The organism is Halalkalibacter oceani (genome assembly GCF_023715705.1).
Lineage (GTDB): Bacteria > Bacillota > Bacilli > Bacillales > Bacillaceae_D > Halalkalibacter > Halalkalibacter oceani_A.
Genome location: NZ_JAMBOS010000008.1, coordinates 39,531 through 58,250 on the forward strand (window position 1 = coordinate 39,531; position 18,720 = coordinate 58,250).

The following is an 18,720-nucleotide window of genomic DNA, read 5'->3' on the forward strand; positions in this document are numbered from 1 at the left end:
GATAAATGATGAAATTAAAAGATTTCTTTACAATCAATGCTCCGAAAGAAAACGTATGGGAAGTGTTTATGAATGTAGAAAAATTAGCAAGTTGTGTCCCAGGCTGTGAAAATATGATTGCCCTTAGTGATACAGAGTATGAAGCGGACATGGATGTAAAGACGAAGTTTATGAAAATTCGCTTCAAAGCAAATGGACGATTAAAAGATATGGTGGAAGGAGAAGAGCTTAATGTTGAAATGGTAGGTAAACCTATGAAGCTAGCTGGTTTGTTTAAAACAAAACTTAAAGTACAACTAGAGGAAGTAGAGCAAGGACAAACAAAAGTCACGTATGATATGGACCTCCAGATGACTGGAAGATTAGCTTCTCTTGGGGATGTCTTGATGAAAGGGACTGTAAAGAAATCTGGTGATGAGTTTGCGGAAAACGTACAGGCTTTATTTATTAAAGCATCTTAATATGGAATAGGTCGCTACTTCTTTGCTCATATCCTAATGGGAATATAGTATAATTCTTTAAAAAAAGGTTTAGGTGATTTAATGTTGCAGGAAGAGCGCCATAAAAAAATCTTAGAGCAATTGGAAGTAAATAATACAATACGCATTGCGCAAATCTCTGAAAAGTTAGGGGTGACGCCTCAAACGGTTCGAAGAGATTTATCCGAACTTGAAAAAGCAGGATTCATAAAAAAAGTCCATGGTGGTGCAGTATTAAACAGAACGAACATGGAACCTCCATATTCTAAACGAGCTAGTACAAGTATACCCGAAAAAGAAAGAATTGCCGAAAAAGCAGCTGAAATCGTAGAAGACGGGGATGCGATTTATATCGATATAGGTACAACCACTTTATTAATGGCCAAAAAGTTAAAATCACGAAAAAACTTAACTGTTATCACTAATTCTCTACTTGTAGCTATCGAATTAGCGGACTCTACTGGAATCAAAGTCATTCTGAGTGGTGGAGAGCTAAGGGGTAAAGAGCTTTCGTTATCTGGACCAATTAGCAATCAAAGTATTCAAAACATTTTCATTGATAAAGCATTTATCGGTGTTGGTGGTCTCTCCGTTGACAGCGGATATACTGATTTTCATATCCATGAATCAGAATTTAGAAGGATGATGATAGCTCATGCAAAAATGAGTTATGCGTTAGCAGACCATTCAAAAATAAATGTTGTAGCTATTTTTAAATCGGCAGATATCCATGAAATAGAAGTACTTATTACAGATGAAAAGACGCCGAATTCAATCATTCACGTTTTAGAGGAAAAAGGTATTGAAGTCATTGTTGTACCTGAAAATTAAGATTGCTAGATGGTTATTTAAATATCTATTTTGACGGTGTGCAGGCAAAATAAGCCACTAGTAGCCGTCAAAATACAAGAATATATCAGAATATTCTGTATTTAATTGTTTAACAAATTTTAACCATGAGTCTTTTGTGAAATGATAACTCAAAAGAAGGTGAATTTTTTATAAAGTTAGAGGTGATTTAATGAAAAATAAATATATTCTTTCAATTGACCAAGGAACTACAGGGACCAAGGTAATACTCTTGAATCAAGAGGCAAAAATACATGCATGGAGTTATCAAAAACATAATCAATATTATCCTAAGCCGGGGTGGGCAGAACATAACCCAGAGGAAATATGGAGGAAGATTCAAACAGGAATTGAAACCGTCTTATCAGAAGGTGGCGTTACCCCTAAAGAGATAGAGGCTGTGGGGCTAGCAAATCAGGGTGAAACAGTAATGTTTTGGGACTCCGATGACGGTAGGCCACTTTACCCAGCCGTATTATGGTCTTGCCGACGTTCCCAAGAAATTTCAGAAAATTGGAGAGAGGAAGAGAATTGGAACGAGAAAGTCAATCGGAAAACGGGCTTGCATATTGATCCCTACTTTTCAGCAACAAAGATACGCTGGATGATGGAGAATATAGAAAGTGTGCAGGAGGCCATTCAGTTAAATGTAGCCCGATGTAGTACTCTTGATTCTTGGTTAATATGGAAAATGACAGGGGGGGAGTCATTCTTAACTGATTCTTCGACTGCAGCGCGGACACTTTTGTATAACATTTATTCAGAAGAATGGGATCAAGAAATAATGGATTATCTTCAAATTGAACGGGATTGGCTTCCATCAGTTGAGCCAACTGTAGGCTTTTTTGGTACTACGAATCCAAGTGTATTTTGTGGAATTGAAGCTCCGATAAGAGTGAGCATGGTTGATCAACCAGCAGCATTATATGGACACCTATGTATTGAACCAGGTTCTTCTAAATGTACTTTCGGAACTGGGTGTTTTGTCTATATGAATGTAGGCGAGGATGTACGGCCTGCTGATAATAAAAACCTAATGTCAACGATAGTTTGGAAGAAGAATAACAGAGTAAATTACGCCTATGATGGAGCTATATATTCTGCAGGGTCCGCGATTGAATGGGGAATTAATTCGATGAATTTATATCCTGGCGTCGAGGAGCTCCAAAGTGCTTCCGAAACATGGTATGAACAATTGAAGCATAATGAATCTAGCGATGTCTGGTTTGTCCCAGCGTTAAGCGGTATGGCTACACCTTATTGGGATTCTGATATAAGGGGTGGGTTTGTAGGGATATCACACAATACCTCTAAGGAAGATATGGCTAAATCCATATTAGAAGGAATTGCTCATCGTGTCGCTGATGTACTGGAGGAGATGAATAAGGTATCTTCTAGACCATTAAAATCCTTAAAAGTAGATGGTCGTCTTACTGAAAATCCATATCTAATGCAGTTTCAGGCTAACATATTAGGTATTCCTGTTGAAGTGCCAAGTACAGTTGAAACAACTGGGGTTGGTTTGGGGTATTTAGTAGGAGAAGCACTTAATTGGTGGATACCGGAAGCTTTAAAAGAATCGAACTTAATTGAGTCTAAAATCTATTACCCCAAAATGAATAATCATAATAAGGAAGTAGTAAGGAAGCATTGGAAAAAAATCGTCCATGGACTCCAAGGGATTCATAAAGAGGGTGGAAAATCCACTGCTATGCTCACTTAAATCAAATCTCCATAGTGAGGTTTAAATTATTAAAACTACATCAATGCTAAGTCTCCCTTGAAAAGAAAGTTAAAAAAATTAAAAGGAGCGATAGGTATGTCATTCGATGAATTAATAATTTGGGTTATGGCCATTGGTATAATTCTTGGTGGAGTAGATAGAATAATAGGTAATAAATTTGGACTGGGGGAAAAATTTGAGGAAGGATTTAACGCGATGGGTCCATTGGCTTTGGGTATGATTGGTATTATTACACTATCGCCTGTGCTTGCTAAAATCCTAAGTCCAATAATAGTACCAATTTTTGGTTTGGTTGGAGCTGACCCTTCAATGTTTGCCTCCATTCTCGCGATTGATATGGGAGGATACCAGCTGGCAATGGAATTAGCTGAGAGTGAACAAGCTGCTCTTTTCTCTGGATTAATAGTTGCATCAATGCTAGGATGTACAATTGTATTTTCTATCCCTGTTGGTATCGGGTTAATAGATTTTAAAGACAGACCATTTTTTGCAAAAGGTATACTTGCGGGGTTAACTACCATTCCTATAGGTGCTCTTGTTGGTGGGAGTATTGCAGGATTTGACTTAGTTGGGATGCTTATCAATCTTATTCCTGTTATTATTTTATCCATTGTATTGATTATAGGTCTAATCACAAAGCCGGACTTTTTTATTCGGTGTGCATTACTCTTTTCCAAAATTATGGTGGTCATCATTACTGCAGGCCTTTTAGCTGCTGGATTTGAATTTCTTACAGGAGTTGTAATTATACCGGGTATGGCTCCAATAATGGAAGGTGTTGAAGTTGTAGGCCATATTGGAATTATATTACTTGGCGCTTTCCCGATATTACATCTTATCGTCAAAGTTTTAGAAAAACCTTTACAAAAATTAGGGAGATTATTAGGAATGAACTCTGTTGGGGCTGCCGGAATTGTTATAAGTATGGCTAATAGTATTCCGGTATATAAAATGATTAAGGATATGGATAACAGAGGGAAAGTCCTTAACGTAGCATTTCTTGTACCAGCCACAGCTGCATTAGGAGACCATCTTGGATTTACAGGAGGGGTTCAGCCAAGTATGATAACTGCTGTTATCGTGAGTAAATTAATTGCTGGAGTGTTTGCTATTGGAGTTGCATATTGGCTTAGTAGGGATTTAGCTAGTCAAAACTACGTTTTAAATGAGGAAACTGCTAAAGTAGCAAAGACTTCTTAAAGTGCTTAAATAGAAAGGGATGCCCAGTAGGTTTGTTCAATAGTAACAATTTTTATATGGAAACACTTTAACTATTAATGTTGAGCTAATAGTAAAAACTACAGCGTAAAAGTTATTCTTTGGTAGGTAATTATAACAATAAACTACTAAAGAGGTTCCTCCGTTTACCAAGAGGAACCTTTTTTTAGTTGTTGAATTAAAAGGAAAAGTTCTTAACTTGTCCATAACTGTTATTCAATGCCCTTTATGAAACTTTTAGATCACTTTAAAATTAAACAAGCACATTATACCGGGTTTAGTTCATTAAATAAAGTCCTGAGCAATGGAGTGAATGGATGAGCGAACAGGGCATTACCACCGCAATTTTAGACCGACTATTACATCGAGTAGAAGTTATCCATATGAATGGTGATAGCTATCGAATGAAAAACAGAAAAAATATATTCTAAATAGGCAAGTGTAAAGTGCTAATTAGCAAAAAGTGTAAATTTCTACTTGGCGGTTACACAGAAGATGCGGCAAGATATTCCAATGATTTAAAAGGTTTACAACAAGAACATTTTGAAGCTATTTTTCTTAATACAACAAATGTTCTTATTGGAAGAAAGCATATTTTTTAAGGTTCAATAAACTCAAGTATTGTTCGTCCAAGAGAGACATTCAAAGAAGCAATTAGATTAAGTACTTTAATTATTGTGGCACATAACCATCCAAGTCAGTACAAGTCATGAAGATATAGAAGTAATAAAAAGATTGAGGGACGTAGGAAAAAACAATTAGATGACCTATTAGACCATGTAATTATCGGACAAGGAGGAATATGTGTCATTGAAAGGATATGTTTAAGACAAGTGCTACTACACCCCATTTATACGTAAACTCCTGAAAAGCCAATTCTGTTTCCTCAATAGTTAACGCTTGATAGACTTTCTTAAAATCGAACATTATTTGGTTCTGTTCTTTGTATGTTATTTCATAGAGTTGTGGATTTGATGGATGACACACAATTTAATTTCTGTCTGCAGGAAAACAGATTGGATGGCTTTAGAAAAGCCAGAAAGCTCATCCTTACAAGCAGTGAGGATATTGGCAACCTCTTTCTATTTTTAAGGTCTGTACACACTCCTAGCCAGAAGCTAGCACTTTCATTCTGTCCAATCCAAATACCGAGAATTTTCTTCTGGGCCGGACTCGGAGATGCCCAACACACTGGAGGCTGTCTTATTGATGATTCGATTATCTTTCCGCATATTAAGGTGGATCGTATTAAGAAACACAATAGGATACTAAGTATTTTAAGCTCTGAGTTACCAAATTTCGTTTAATTGTTTTTTGACTATACCCGTTCCGGTTATTGCCGGTATTGTCACCCTTTTGTACCTAGCTGAGAGTCGATTTCAGCTTCAAACACTTCCTAAAACGTGCCCTTAAAAGTTTTTCATCATTTCAAGAACGTCCTCAACCGATTTATACTCACTTGTCAATTCTTTAATCGTTTTATTTGCGTAGTCATGCATACATGATCATGCCCCTCCTAGGAAGTATAACCATTAAACAACTTACGCTCTCTAATTCTGCGGCAGCACTTTCTGCTTTCTCCTTAGGCAATTCTTCTCTTACTTTTAATTCTCTTCTACTCAAAAGTTTTGTTTCTTCGTGTTCTGTAGTATGTCTTCATGAATTCCTCCTATATGTACCCTCAGTTTTGGAAAGATAAATGATTCCTTTTTTACTATTGATAGAAGGCGGTTTGTTATGCTTTGAGAGGTTGAATGTATTCATAACGTATGAATCAATGAAAATCCAAAAGAAGGCTTTGAATAAAACTCCTCAAGAAGGTTATCTGACTGAAGGTTCGTATTATAAAAGTTTCATTAATTGGATTGCTTTTCCCTTACAGGAGCTTGTTTGTTTGGAGCCAAATTCTTTAATAACAGAGACATTCAGCAATTTTTAAGAAATCACAACAGAATCAAAATGGTAAAAAAAGAAGGAGGAATAACGATGGTAACACCAAAATAAACCATCGTTCCTCTTAAGCCTTAATTGAAAGGATGTCTGAAAATGGGAATATTGAAGCTTGTTATCATCTCGGAGAATGCAATCATTGCGAGCAATTTGGCTGAATACAAAGGGGGCAACAATATATGCGAAAAGTAATTCTAAGAATGAACATCTCTCTTGATGGATTTGTCGCACCAACAAGTGGAGCGCATGACTGGGTGTTTCGGAGCTTTGATGATGAGTTGGAAAAGTATACCGTCGATCAGTTTTGGGAAGTGGGGACGCACATTATGGGACGAGTGACTTATCACGAAATGGCTGAGCATTGGCCATCTTCAACCGCTAAATTAGCTCCTCCTATGAACGAAATACCGAAAGTTATTTTCTCTAAGACATTAAAGGAAACCAATTGGAATAATTCACAAGTGGTGGACGGTGATATTGCGGAAGAGATTTACCGTTTGAAGCAACAACCTGGCAAAGATATCATGGCACATGGAGGTTGGAGGTTCGCACAGTCCCTTTCTAGACTTGGTCTTATCGATGAATATCGATTGATTGTTAATCCTATTGCCTTTGGAAGTGGGGTGCCATTATTCAAGGACTTGCCTGATTCGATTAACCTTAACCTTTTAAGCACAAAGGTATTTAAAAAAGGAGCGGTCCTTCAGACATATCAACCAGTAAGGAGTACCGAAACTTCACAAGAAAATGCTCAGGGCCGATAAGTCCTATTATGTCTTTGGATGCTCCAGCCTTAAGCTAATCGTCAAGTGCATAAATTTCCTATACGCCTTACCCGACAATTTTTAAAAAGGAGCATAATTTTTGGGGTGTTAAGCATGCACACATTCTCAAGGATTGAAGTTCCAAACTGATTGAACTACTTAAAGTTCCTTCTTTCATTAGAAGTATGTCTGAAGGAGCCATTGAACTGTTGGATAGACTTGAAGAAATGCTCGAAAAGCGTTCAAAATGATTTAATATGATTTTTTTATGTTGAAAGGAGAAAATAAATGTCTTCGAAGAAAGTTATAATTGGCTGGACTTTCACGGTTCTATTTGCAGCATTCATGCTTATGAGTTCAATTCCTAATATCATTTCTGCTCCCAGTGCCATTGCAGGATTTTATCACCTTGGTTACCCCGCCTACCTTGTTCCCTTTATTGGAGTGGCTAAGTTGTTAGGTGTAATCGCCATCCTAGTACCTGGTTTCCCAAGAATTAAGGAATGGGCGTATGCTGGTTTTGTCATTAATTTGACAGGAGCGTTTTATTCAAGTGTTGCAGCGGGCGTCCCTGCCAGTGGATGGATCATTTTCATTATTGGATACATATTGATAGCTGGGTCCTATGTTAGTTATCACAGAAACCGAAGAAACGTTTCATTCAGCCATGCTTAATATCTGAACAACAGTGAAAGGCCAATAGAATAATGAGGAGGAATCATAATGGCAAAACCAACTCAAAACATCGTTCCACATTTATGGTATGACAAGGAGGCGGAGGAAGCTGCAGCGTTTTATGCTTCCATTTTCCCTGACTCTAGAATTACGAGTATAACACCACTTGACGACACACCATCGGGCGACTCCCATATGGTCTCGATGGAGTTGTGGGGACAGGAGTTTTTGGCTATCAACGCAGGGCCTTACTTCAAATTTAATCCGTCGGTGTCTTTCATGGTTAATTTTGACCCAGCGCGAGAACAAGACGCGAGTGAAAAAATAAATGAGGTTTGGAGCAAATTGTCCGAAGGCGGTACAGTGTTAATGCCGTTTGATAAGTATCCGTTTAGTGAGAAATACGGCTGGATTCAAGATAAGTATGGTTTGTCGTGGCAGTTGATCCTTACGAATCCAGAAGGTGAAGAGCGGCCGGCGATCATACCCTCGTTAATGTTTGTCGGTGATACTTGCGGCAAAGCGGAAGAAGCGATTAATTTTTATTCATCTGTATTTAAGAACGCAAAAAAGGGCCAGATTGTCCACTACCCTAAAGGCATGAAACCTGACAAAGAGGGGACAGTCATGTTTGCAGATTTTATACTTGAGAATCAGTGGTTTACCGCAATGGATAGCGCTAGAGATCATCAATTCAGTTTCAGCGAGGCAATCTCATTGACGGTTTATTGCGAGACACAAGAAGATATTGATCACTACTGGGATAAGCTGTCCGAGGTGCCGGAATCCGAGCAATGCGGCTGGCTGAAAGACAAGTATGGAATGAGCTGGCAAATTGTACCGAGAGAAAAGGACGAGATGATGAAAAATGGCACACCGGAACAAATCGCACGTGTGACGCAGGCAACTCTTAAAATGAAGAAACTGAATCTTGCGGAGTTACAAAAAGCATACAAGGGAGAATGAAAGTTACAAGCATATCATAAGATTATTGCTTAATTACCGAAGAGGTTGTACCACGAGCAACCATCGGCCAGCGGACACTTGCTGAGTATACCGGAGCAGTAAAACATTGCTTCATCGTCAATAACCTGTAAAATAACTAATGTTCCAATACCAAAAAAAATAATAACTCCACTGATTCATCTTTGAGATGGATCGCTGGAGCTTTCAGTCTATCGCCAAAGACTTGTAGAAACGGGATTGTCGATAGGCTTGTTTATATCATTTGATTGTGGTTAGGTGGAGGAGACAGTTAATTTCCTTGAACTTTGCGATGCTCGCCTTTCTCGACTTTGATATTCCTTGCATGCATGATATTGATGAGTGGATGGACGTAAACGGTGAAGAAGCTACAAAAGTATACGCCGGCATGCTGGTGACAAGGTGTGGGCTAATAGTAAAATAGCCAACCGGCTGCTTCCTTGAGTAGAGAGAAAGCAAGGATAGAGCCAGGTGCTTGAGGAGTAGCTTGAAACAAAAGAGATGGAAAGGACGTTTCGAATGGAGCAATTTACGAAAAGGGCCATTCAGATTATTAAACAAATACCGCCTGGGAAGGTCATGACCTATGGACAAATCGCTGCACTAGCAGGAAGCCCGCGGGGAGCGAGGCAGGTCGTACGGATTTTGCATTCCATGAGCAAAAAGCAGCGCCTCCCTTGGCACCGAGTGATTAATGCCAAAGGGGAGATTGGGTTAAAAGATGATGAGGCGTTTCAAGTTCAAAAACTCTCCCTTGAAAGCGAGGGAATTACATTTACGGAAGATGATCGTATTGAGCTGGAGCGATATCAATTTCGCCCGTAAGCATGCAGAACTGCTAGCTTTGTATCACTTAGCTCCTTATAAATCCCCTTGTAAAAAGGAAATACTTACCGCTATACTAGCCTTGAGTTGAATGCTGGTTTTAAGCAAGAAGGAGGGGGAGCGTGTGGCGGCTTTTTGGATGTGGCTGATGCTGCTGATGGTGGCGTGGATTCTGGCAATAAACGGCTATGCCGAACCGGTTCATGCGATGCCAGAAAGAATTGCAGGGGCTGCCGGCTTTTTTGCCTTGTTTTTTCTTTCCCCGCTTTTTAGGAAGCAGGAAGGGCGCTTTACCGCTTTATTAGCTTGTGCCGCGGTAATGGCTATCGCCGCTCTATGGCCGGAGCAAGAAGGCGCCGTTAACCCTTATCCTTTACTTGTTTTTACGATGATCGCGGGAAAGGCTGTCTATCGCCTGAAGGCTGTTCAGTCTGCTTTGATTGGCGGGCTGCTGCTGCTCGGTTCGATTCTTCCTGCCTTTTTCGGCTACGCCGTCTTTCATCCGCTGTTTATTCTCGTCTACAGCGTGATGCTTGGAACGGCATTTGTAATGTATCGCCGCTTGTTTCTGAAAGCATCAGACGTTGCGCTACGCAATGAAGCTTTGCTTAGTGAGTTCCGCAGAATGAAGCGGCAGCTTGTGGCGGGCGAAAAGCTGGCGCGGCAGGAGGAGCGCGGGCAAATTGCCAGGGATATTCATGATTCTGTCGGGCATAAGCTGACAGCCCTGCTCATGCAATTGGAAGTATTTCGGCTGGAGGCTGCCGGCGGGACGAAGGAGAGGGTGAATGAGCTGAAGCAATTGGCGAAAGAAAGTCTGGAGGAAACACGCAATGCGGTGAAGACATTGAAGGAAGATGATACGGCTGGATTATCGGCTATCATCAGCTTAATCCGCCGGCTGGAGGCCGAGAGCTATCTTCGCATTCATATGTCGGTGAAGCACGGCGCTTTCACAGCGCCGCTGAGCAACCAGCAAGCAACAGTCGTTTACCGGGCTGTTCAGGAAGCGCTGACGAATGTGATGAAGCACGCGAAAAAGAAAGAAGCCACTATCTTATTTGAAGCACCGGCGGGAACGGTTTTTCGTTTTGAAGTGGCGAATGTGACATATGATGAGCAGCTTTCTTTTAGAGAGGGGTTTGGTTTATCTTCAATGAGAGAGCGGGTCGAGCAGGCGGGCGGCCATTTGGAGATACGGCATTATGATGGGAATTTTATTGTACGTGGTACGCTGCCATTGCTGCAAAAAGGGAGGGACAGCAAATGATTCGGATTTTGTTGGCGGAGGATCAGGGAATGGTGCGCCAAGGCTTAAAAATGATGATCGAAACCGACCGTGAGCTTACGGTTGCCGGCGAGGCAGGCGATGGAAAAAGCGCCGTCGCGCTCTGTGAAAAGCATCTATTCGATCTCGTCATCCTCGATATCCGGATGCCGGTCATGGATGGGCTGGAAGCGGCGCGGATCATTCATTCGCGCTGGCCGAAGCAGAAGATGCTGATCCTGACAACATTTAATGATGAGCAATACGCGTTGGAGGCGTTAAAGGCCGGAGCGAGAGGCTACATGCTCAAGAGTGCGGAGCCTGAGGAATTCATTCGGGCGATCCGCAGCTGTTTAGCAGGCGGGATTATGCTGCAGGACCAGGTGGCGGCGAAGGTGATGCCAAAGCTGATTGAAGAGAGGACCGAGGCGGAAAGCCCTGATCCGTCTCTGACGCCACGTGAGCTCGATATTATTCGCAAAGTTGGAGAGGGAAGAAGCAATAAGGAGATTGCAAATGAACTAGGCTTATCTGTCGGCACGATCAAAAACCAGATTAGTGTCATTTTAGATAAACTGGAGCTGCGAGACCGCACGCAGCTGGCGATTTACGCAATTCGCAGAAAAATTGTGTAGCAGCCATATAGGGGATTCCTTGCACGCCGAGGCGGCGGTTGAAGGGATTCCTTTTTGTTTTTCGAGGGATCGAGGCAGGCTGCTGTTTCTAAGAAAATGACTTAAGTCACGAAAAAGCGATAAAGCAGTGACGGAGGATAGTAGGCGGCGGACCGCTGGAACTTTAAAATAAGAGTAAGATGGTGATGGAAGAAGGAGGTATAGTTGATGCTGGAAACGGAGGAGCTATCAAAAAGCTTTAAAGGAGTCACGGCGGTGGAAGGGGTTAACATTTATATGGAAAAGGGGGAGTCGATCGGCTTGCTCGGGCCGAATGGAGCAGGGAAGTCGACGACGATTTCGATGATTTCATCTTTGCTGCGTCCCGATTCAGGCGACGTCCGGCTTTATGGAAAAAGTGTGATTCAGGAGCCGAACGCGATTCGCCGCGTGTTGGGAATGGTGCCGCAGGAAATCGCTTTGTATCAAGAGCTGACCGCTTATGAAAACTTGAAATTTTTTGGCAGAATCTACGGTTTGCAGGGCAAGCAGCTTGAAGCAAAAATTCAGGAAGTGCTGGAGCTGGTCGGTCTGACGGACCGGCAAAAGCAGGTCGTCCGCACTTACTCGGGCGGTATGCAACGACGCGTAAATATGGCGGCGGCGATGCTCCATAATCCTGAAATTCTGATTATGGATGAACCGACCGTCGGGATCGACCCGCAATCAAGAAGTCATATTCTTGAAATGGTAAGGGAGCTGAATCAGCAGCAGGGGCTGGCGGTGCTGTACACCAGTCATTACATGGAGGAAGTAGAGCGCCTCTGCGACCGCTTATATATTATGGATCATGGTCGGGTAATCGCGGCAGGAACAAAGGAAGAGCTGAAAAGTATTTTATCAGGAGAGGAAGCGATCCTGATTGATTTAGAACGGCAAAATGGCGGGCTGTTTAACGAGCTGGAAGCTAATCAGGCTATCATTCAAACGATTGAAACGGAAAAAGGGCTTAAACTGATTGTCCCGAAAGGAAGCAAAATGCTCGCTGAAATCTTTCACGCGGCTGAGCGGCACGATGCTCAGATTTTGCGCGTCAATGTCCAGGTTCCGACATTGGAGGATGTATTCTTGCATTTGACGGGACGGAAGCTGCGAGACTAGAGGGGGAAAAAAGATGATAGATATGCTGAAAAAGGACTTCCTCACCTTAATTCGTGATCGGACAGAACTGCTCATTTTGCTGTTTATGCCGATTTTATTAATTACAATATTAGGATTTGCGTTAAAGGGCGTGATGGAAGGTGATGTCGCACAGTTTGAGATAAAGGCGGCGATTGTCCAGCATGATCAGACCGAGTATGGAATAGAGAGATTTCATACAATGCTGGATGAAAGGGATTTTCCGGAAAATGTCGCTTCTGCATGGAAGGAGCTTGCGGCGGAAGTTAGTCCGTATCAGCTGCTGATGGAGCTGTTTGACGATCATCTCAGCGGAGCGGTCGAGCTTGTCGCGATGGAGGCGAACGAAGCCGAGAGCGCCTTAGCGGAAGGAGAGATTGCCGCTGTTTTGACGATACCGGAAAATTTCACCTTTGATTCGTTGCAGAAAATGCTGCTGAATGAAGGCGACGGGAGTCAATTAGAAATAACCGTCAATGAATACGGGTCTCTTTATGTTAGCATTTTTTCTGATATTATTGATCGCTTTGTTAATCATCTTAATTTTGAAACGGCGCTTGCTTTTGCGGTCGGTGAAAGGACAGATTTCTCCGCAGAAGTACTCGATCCGGGCGGGATTGAGACAGTGACGGAACGGGAGCCGGTCACTTCGTTTCAGTACTATACGATCGGGATGGCGGTCATGTTCGTTTTATATGTTGGCTCCACTCTTTCCAGTAAAGCGTTCGTCGAAAAAAGGCAGCATGCGTTGAATCGGATTTTGCTTTCCGGAATCTCGATTTATAAGTACTTGGCGGGAAAATTTATTTCAGCTGTCGTCCTTTCCTATATTCAGACGGCGATTCTGTTCGGCTTTTCCGCCTTGGCTTTTGGGGGATATCAGCATACGGCCGAATTCTGGCTTGGTCTTGGATTGATTGCTTTTATCGTCTCTATTTGTATCGGCGCGATTGCCGTTCTGCTGACAACGATCGCGATTCGTTTTGAGAGTGACACGATTTCTCATATTTTTGCCGGAGGGATGGTGAGCCTGTTCGCCTTTGTTGGCGGGAGCTTCGTTCCGGCCGCCGTATTGCCGGAGTTTGTCACAGCCATCGGCAGCTGGACGCCAAATGGCGCCGCGCTGACCGCCTATCTTCAGTGGATGCAGGGATTTGCGATGAATGAGCTATTTGTGCCACTTAGCAGGATTGCCGGCCTTGCGCTACTGCTGTTAATCGCCAGTGCCATGATTTACCCGAGGAGGTCGATGTCATCATGAGGTCTGTTTTTCTGCTGCAATGGCAGCGATTTAAAAGAGCGCCGGTCCTGGTTCTGTTTTTCTTTGGCCTGACATTATTGTTTGTGTTCTTTCTGGCGGGCTTCCGTTCAGAGAGCGAACTGACAGTTTACACATACGGTGATGAAACCCTTACAGTGGAGGAACGGGACGGCTGGCTGGAAAAATTAAACGAATCCGATGCTTTGCACTTTGAGTGGATAGAGGAAGAAGAGGCAAGAAATGCTGTCGCCACAGGTACGGTAGGTTTAGCGCTTCGCATTATGAAGGACGACTATCGTCTGCTTGTCGCTGCTGATGAACAAACCCACTATGTCGTTGACAGCTATGTCAATCAAGTATTCAATGAGGAGCTGCGCTTAAGGCAGCTGGAGGCTTCTGAAGGAGCAGATGTCCGCTCCGAAGTAGAGCGCTTTTTGGCTGAACCTGTTCTTACGGTTTCCAGCACCTCGTTAGCTGGAGAAAATGGCGTTTTTCTCGATGAAGAGCGGCTGCACGTATTATTTGGCATGACGTTGTTTTTTTCGATCTATACGATTATGTTTAGTTTAATGAATGTCGCAGAGGAAAAACGAGAAGGCACATGGAATCGGTTGATTGTCTCGCCACTCCGCAAATGGCAGGTCTACATCGGCCATCTTCTCTATTGCTTTATCATTGGCTTCCTGCAGATCGTAGCGGTTTTCCTCATTTTTTACTATTTGCTGGATTTTGAGCTTGGCAATCGCTTTGGCACCATGCTGATCGTTATTGGTTGCTATGTGTTTGCAATTGTAGCTTTAGGAATGCTGCTCATCGGCCTTGTCAGAACATCGCAGCAGCTTCAGGCAGTTATTCCGATCACATCTTCAGCGATCGCGATGCTGGGCGGAGCCTTTTGGCCGATTGAGATCGTGACGAATGAAGTGATGCTGCTTCTCGCACAGGCGACGCCGATTTTCTACGCGATGGAAGGTCTGAAAGGAGCGTCGCTCTACCAGTATGGTGTCGGCGAAATTGCCACCCCGCTATCGTTTCTGCTGCTTATCGGCGTAATCTGTATGGGGATCGGCATCAATTTGATGGAGCGAAAATAGGAAAAGGGTCAGGGCAAGGTCATCTGAGATGTTGACCTTGCCCCAAGCTATAAAAAGCCAATATGGAAGGAAGCAGTTCAATGAAAATGACAGCGATAGTAGTCAGAATCGGAGTTGTAATGTTGTTAGGCATTGCCGCTTGGAATTTTGTTATCTATATTAGCGACTTGACTTCCGGAGAAGAATACAGCCGCTTAACCCATTTCTTCATTGCTCTGCTTACTACATTTTTCACTATTGCTCTTTTAGGAATCGTATGTAGAATTGATAAAATTTCGTGGAAAAACCTTGGTCAGTCATCTCTTCGAGCAAACATCTTTTCATTTTTTGTCGGCTTTCTTCTCTGGACAATTCCGGCATTTGTCGGTTTATGTATTTGTCTCATGCTTGGCTGGGTTGACATAACATTCCATACGAATTTTAATACCTTGTTGCTGAGCATTCTGATTTTAGTTGTTACTGTATTTTTGATGGAGGCATTGCCTGAAGAGCTTATATTTAGAGGGTATATCTATCGTTACTTACATGTATCATTTCCCCATTGGCTCACGGTCATCTTGCAATCACTTTTGTTCACGTTATTTGCTTACTTTATAGGAGCGATGTATTCTGTGGAGCAAATTCAATTTATTCCTGGTTTCGCGTTTATTTTAGGGTATTTCAGAGCTGTGTCAGGAAACGTTTGGACATCAATTGGCTTTCATGTTGCGATCATGACCGCGACTCAAATTTTAAATCCTTTTCATGGTCATTTTGATGTTAGTGGATTGTTTACACTTCGTTTTTTTGCTTTTATTTTATTGCCGAGTACAATTGGTGCGATTGTATTAGCGTTCATTTATCCCCATCACAAGTGGAGTCAAAAAGCACCTGATTTATAAAGTGGCCGAACATCATAATGCAATGGCTTCACTCGCCACACCAGCTGTGAGCGGGTTTCTCACAGCTGGCTTTAAAGGATCGTGGCTGGTCCGCTTCTTGCTTAGAGACTGGGCAAAGGATAAAAAACAATCTTTGACCCAGCCTCGACTACCATTTCGGCTGATAGGGATAGGATGTGTAGGGAGAGGGCTGGTAATGGGCCGGTATATACCCTTGGCTCTGATTGTGGGTTGGGACAGTGCGCTCGGCGTCTTTTGTACAATCTGTTGTAGGACCGATAAAGGTTGAAGGCTGAACGGGGGCGGTTGTTTGCGTCCATTCATTTTCATCCATGCAGTAGGTGTGGGCCATGATGCTGGCAGGGGTAAGCTTTAACAGATCAGAGCCGAGAATGACTTCAGGGATTGGGGCGTTGAAGATCGCCAATAGGTGCGTGTTATCGGCGGTAGCGACTTCATAATGCCACCAGGCTTGAGGAACATTTGCTACTTGTCCGGTCGTAATCGGGTAATGAAGAAACTCCTTTGTAAACGGGTTAAGCAGGGAAACCGTGGCAGCTCCGGAGATGCAATAGACTAATTCAGCGGCATTTTGATGATAGTGTGGCTCAATCACATTATTGGTGCTGAGAAAAATATCGAGCAACGAGACATTTTCCAGCGTATTTAATTGATTGATGCTTAAAATGTTAATGTAATTTTGACTGTCCTTGTGCATCAGATTGCTTTGGTTTAGATCAAATGCAAATTCGGTTGAAGGTGATGTGTAGTCCATATAGGAAACCATTGAGTATCCTCCTGCCTTTTCTATCAAGTGCGTGAAGCTTATCTTCGGCATGATATGCTTCACGCAGCGCGGCTGTGCATGTACCCACTTGCCGGTTAAAGGGACGGATCGTGCGCCTCTTACCGGTTTTGTTTGCGGAAGCGGGAAGGCGTCATTCCACTATACTTCTTAAATGTCCGATGGAAATAAGGCAGGCTTTCAAAGCCACATTCTCGTGCGATCACTTCAACTGTCAAGGTGGAGCCTACGAGCATTTTTCTGGCTTTGAGAATTTTTTTCGTCATGATGTATTCTGAGATTTTCAGCCCGGTTGTCTTTTTAAAGACTCTGCTTAAATGAGCGGTGCTGACGTTGCCGTATTTGGCAAGCGTCGAAAGGGAAAGGTTTCTGAGGTCCTGACGTTCAATAAACGACAGGATGTCATTCATCCAGCCGGGCGCCGTGTGGGGCGGAGGTACGCCGGCAGGGTCAGACTGGTGCCATTCTCTATTAATGTACAGCAGCAGCTTTTGCAGGTGGATGAGGGTGGCATGCTTGTAGCCGGCTTTTTTTTCCGTTATTTCTGTCTGGATGGAGTTGAGCTCACTAATAACGGTCTGTCGCTGTGTTTCATCCAAATGATATTTATAGCTTTTTTGTTGTAAGCATGTTTCAAACAGTTGGAGAAAGTGAAACGAGTCGCCGAGAAAACGGTCCTGAACAAAAACAGGGTTAAAAAAGACCGCCGTTGAGGTTACCGGATTGTGTCTGCTTGGAAGAGCCCGATGAATAATGTTACTCGGAATGACAAACAGATCCCCGGATTGCATCAATTGAATCGATTGATCGACTAAAAAGGTTCCTTCCCCGTCGTAGACGTAAATCAGCTCATACCATTCGTGATAATGAAAAGGCAGCTCTCGTTGCAGGTTTTTGGAATCTTTGTAAACGATTTCGAAAGGAAAGAGACTGCTTGCCGCAAAGTTTTTTTGAATCGGTTTCATACCTCTTTGTCCTCCCTGTTTTATCTTCTTGATAACCATATCAAAATAAGGTATGAATATGCAATAATACGCAATTTTTTTATCTTCTGTTGCTGATAAGATGAAAGAAACAGCTAACCGGAGGAAGAGGAGATGAGAAGATGAAAGTGGTATATTGCCAGCAGCCGAATCAATTTCTCGAACGGGAGGAGGAAAAGCCTGTACCGAAAGAAGGAGAGGCCCTGCTCCAAATTAAACGAATCGGCATATGCGGAACGGATATTCATGCTTTTTATGGAAATCAGCCTTATTTTACGTATCCAAGAGTGCTGGGACATGAATTAAGCGCTGAGATTGTGGAGATAAACGGGGAAAGTGAGTTTCAACTAGGCGATTATGTCACGATCGTCCCCTATATGGAATGTGGAAGCTGTGTGGCATGCCGGAACGGGAAGCCCAACTGCTGCGTCAGTTTGCAGGTGCTTGGCGTCCATACCGATGGAGGGATGAAGGAATTTCTTGCTGTTCCGCTCTCTCATTTGGTCAAAGTGAACGACATCTCTCTTGATGCGGCGGCGTTAATAGAGCCACTGAGTATTGGCGCCCATGCGGTCAGAAGAGCAGAGGTGAAGGAGCGCGAGCAAGTGCTGGTGATCGGCGCCGGGCCTATCGGATTAGCGGTGATGAAATTTGCCGCACTGGCCGGGGCGAAGGTGATCGCGATGGACATTAATCCGGAAAGGCTGCGCTTTTGTCAGCAGTGGGCCGGGGTTGACCACGTCATTCAAGGGGGCAAGGACGCGCTTTCAGAGCTTCAGCGGCTGACGAATGGGGACGGAGCGTGGACGGTAATTGATGCGACAGGAAATCAACATTCGATGAACGAAGCGATTCAATATGTCAGTCATGGTGGAAAGCTCGTCTTCGTTGGTTTGATCAAAGAGAGTGTCAGCTTTCACCACCCTGATATGCATAAGCGGGAAATGACGGTGATCGGCAGCCGCAATGCGACGAGAGCCGATTTTGAATATGTCATTTCCTGTATGGAAAAAGATCTAATTAACTGTGAGGCGCTGCTGACAAAAAGACTAAAGCTTACTGAAGTTGCACAGCAGTTTACGGAGGCAATCGATCCAAGAACAAATGTTATTAAGGTCATAGTGGAGACAGAATAAGCGGGGAAAGGG

Annotated in this window: 18 protein-coding genes and 2 pseudogenes; 17 read left to right on the forward strand and 3 right to left on the reverse strand. The window is 43.0% G+C overall.

Translation table 11 applies throughout. The annotated features are described in order from the left end of the window. Positions 1–8: 8 nt before the first annotated feature. The 6 genes and pseudogenes from M3212_RS09940 to M3212_RS09965 all read left to right on the forward strand — a co-directional run bounded on the left by M3212_RS09940 (position 9) and on the right by M3212_RS09965 (position 5,003). Positions 9–461 (forward strand): CoxG family protein, encoded by a 453-nt coding sequence (locus M3212_RS09940; RefSeq protein WP_251193815.1) that lies wholly within the window; start codon positions 9–11, stop codon positions 459–461. Between the two features lie 81 nt (positions 462–542). Beyond that, positions 543–1,310, forward strand: a complete 768-nt coding sequence (locus M3212_RS09945) for a DeoR/GlpR family DNA-binding transcription regulator (protein WP_251193816.1) — start codon at positions 543–545, stop codon at positions 1,308–1,310. 190 nt (positions 1,311–1,500) lie between these two features. Further along, on the forward strand, positions 1,501–3,051 hold the full coding sequence (locus tag M3212_RS09950) for an FGGY-family carbohydrate kinase (RefSeq protein ID WP_251193817.1): 1,551 nt from the start codon (positions 1,501–1,503) through the stop codon (positions 3,049–3,051). A gap of 96 nt (positions 3,052–3,147) precedes the next feature. Next, positions 3,148–4,272, forward strand: coding sequence for an ethanolamine utilization protein EutH (locus tag M3212_RS09955; protein ID WP_251193818.1), 1,125 nt, complete (start codon positions 3,148–3,150; stop codon positions 4,270–4,272). Between the two features lie 314 nt (positions 4,273–4,586). Next, a pseudogene (locus tag M3212_RS09960) lies at positions 4,587–4,721 on the forward strand (ATP-binding protein); the annotation flags it as partial. Between the two features lie 177 nt (positions 4,722–4,898). Continuing rightward, complete coding sequence (locus M3212_RS09965) at positions 4,899–5,003, forward strand: JAB domain-containing protein (RefSeq protein ID WP_434084042.1); 105 nt, start codon at positions 4,899–4,901, stop codon at positions 5,001–5,003. Between the two features lie 130 nt (positions 5,004–5,133). Here the strand turns inward: M3212_RS09965 and M3212_RS09970 are convergent. Beyond that, positions 5,134–5,789: pseudogene (locus M3212_RS09970) on the reverse strand (transposase); the annotation flags it as partial. Between the two features lie 630 nt (positions 5,790–6,419). Between M3212_RS09970 and M3212_RS09975 the strand changes: the two are divergent. The 10 genes from M3212_RS09975 (at position 6,420) to M3212_RS10020 (ending at position 15,784) form a co-directional block, all read left to right on the forward strand. Further along, complete coding sequence (locus tag M3212_RS09975) at positions 6,420–7,004, forward strand: dihydrofolate reductase family protein (protein WP_251193819.1); 585 nt, start codon at positions 6,420–6,422, stop codon at positions 7,002–7,004. A gap of 288 nt (positions 7,005–7,292) precedes the next feature. Continuing rightward, positions 7,293–7,679 (forward strand): DoxX family protein, encoded by a 387-nt coding sequence (locus M3212_RS09980; RefSeq protein ID WP_251193820.1) that lies wholly within the window; start codon positions 7,293–7,295, stop codon positions 7,677–7,679. 48 nt (positions 7,680–7,727) lie between these two features. Then, positions 7,728–8,645 (forward strand): VOC family protein, encoded by a 918-nt coding sequence (locus M3212_RS09985; protein WP_251193821.1) that lies wholly within the window; start codon positions 7,728–7,730, stop codon positions 8,643–8,645. Between the two features lie 537 nt (positions 8,646–9,182). Beyond that, complete coding sequence (locus M3212_RS09990; protein WP_251193822.1) at positions 9,183–9,488, forward strand: MGMT family protein; 306 nt, start codon at positions 9,183–9,185, stop codon at positions 9,486–9,488. Between the two features lie 124 nt (positions 9,489–9,612). Then, positions 9,613–10,758 (forward strand): sensor histidine kinase, encoded by a 1,146-nt coding sequence (locus tag M3212_RS09995; protein ID WP_251193823.1) that lies wholly within the window; start codon positions 9,613–9,615, stop codon positions 10,756–10,758. Next, positions 10,755–11,390, forward strand: coding sequence for a response regulator (locus M3212_RS10000; protein WP_251193824.1), 636 nt, complete (start codon positions 10,755–10,757; stop codon positions 11,388–11,390). The genes M3212_RS09995 and M3212_RS10000 overlap by 4 nt, the downstream gene beginning before the upstream one ends. Positions 11,391–11,597: 207 nt before the next feature. Beyond that, complete coding sequence (locus tag M3212_RS10005) at positions 11,598–12,530, forward strand: ABC transporter ATP-binding protein (RefSeq protein WP_251193825.1); 933 nt, start codon at positions 11,598–11,600, stop codon at positions 12,528–12,530. Between the two features lie 13 nt (positions 12,531–12,543). Further along, positions 12,544–13,809 (forward strand): ABC transporter permease, encoded by a 1,266-nt coding sequence (locus tag M3212_RS10010; protein ID WP_251193826.1) that lies wholly within the window; start codon positions 12,544–12,546, stop codon positions 13,807–13,809. Continuing rightward, positions 13,806–14,903 (forward strand): ABC transporter permease, encoded by a 1,098-nt coding sequence (locus tag M3212_RS10015; RefSeq protein WP_251193827.1) that lies wholly within the window; start codon positions 13,806–13,808, stop codon positions 14,901–14,903. The genes M3212_RS10010 and M3212_RS10015 overlap by 4 nt, the downstream gene beginning before the upstream one ends. An 80-nt stretch (positions 14,904–14,983) precedes the next feature. Beyond that, a complete protein-coding gene (locus M3212_RS10020) occupies positions 14,984–15,784 on the forward strand; it encodes a CPBP family intramembrane glutamic endopeptidase (RefSeq protein WP_251193828.1) in 801 nt (266 codons plus the stop codon). A gap of 148 nt (positions 15,785–15,932) precedes the next feature. Here M3212_RS10020 and M3212_RS10025 read toward each other — a convergent pair whose 3' ends face one another. Together M3212_RS10025 and M3212_RS10030 are read right to left on the reverse strand one after the other, a co-directional pair. Continuing rightward, positions 15,933–16,571 (reverse strand): cupin domain-containing protein, encoded by a 639-nt coding sequence (locus M3212_RS10025; protein ID WP_251193829.1) that lies wholly within the window; start codon positions 16,569–16,571, stop codon positions 15,933–15,935. Between the two features lie 119 nt (positions 16,572–16,690). Further along, positions 16,691–17,554, reverse strand: a complete 864-nt coding sequence (locus M3212_RS10030) for an AraC family transcriptional regulator (protein ID WP_251193830.1) — start codon at positions 17,552–17,554, stop codon at positions 16,691–16,693. Between the two features lie 140 nt (positions 17,555–17,694). On the opposite strand from M3212_RS10030, the gene M3212_RS10035 reads away from it, so the two are divergent. Next, positions 17,695–18,708, forward strand: coding sequence for a zinc-binding alcohol dehydrogenase family protein (locus M3212_RS10035; protein ID WP_251193831.1), 1,014 nt, complete (start codon positions 17,695–17,697; stop codon positions 18,706–18,708). Positions 18,709–18,720: the final 12 nt, after the last annotated feature.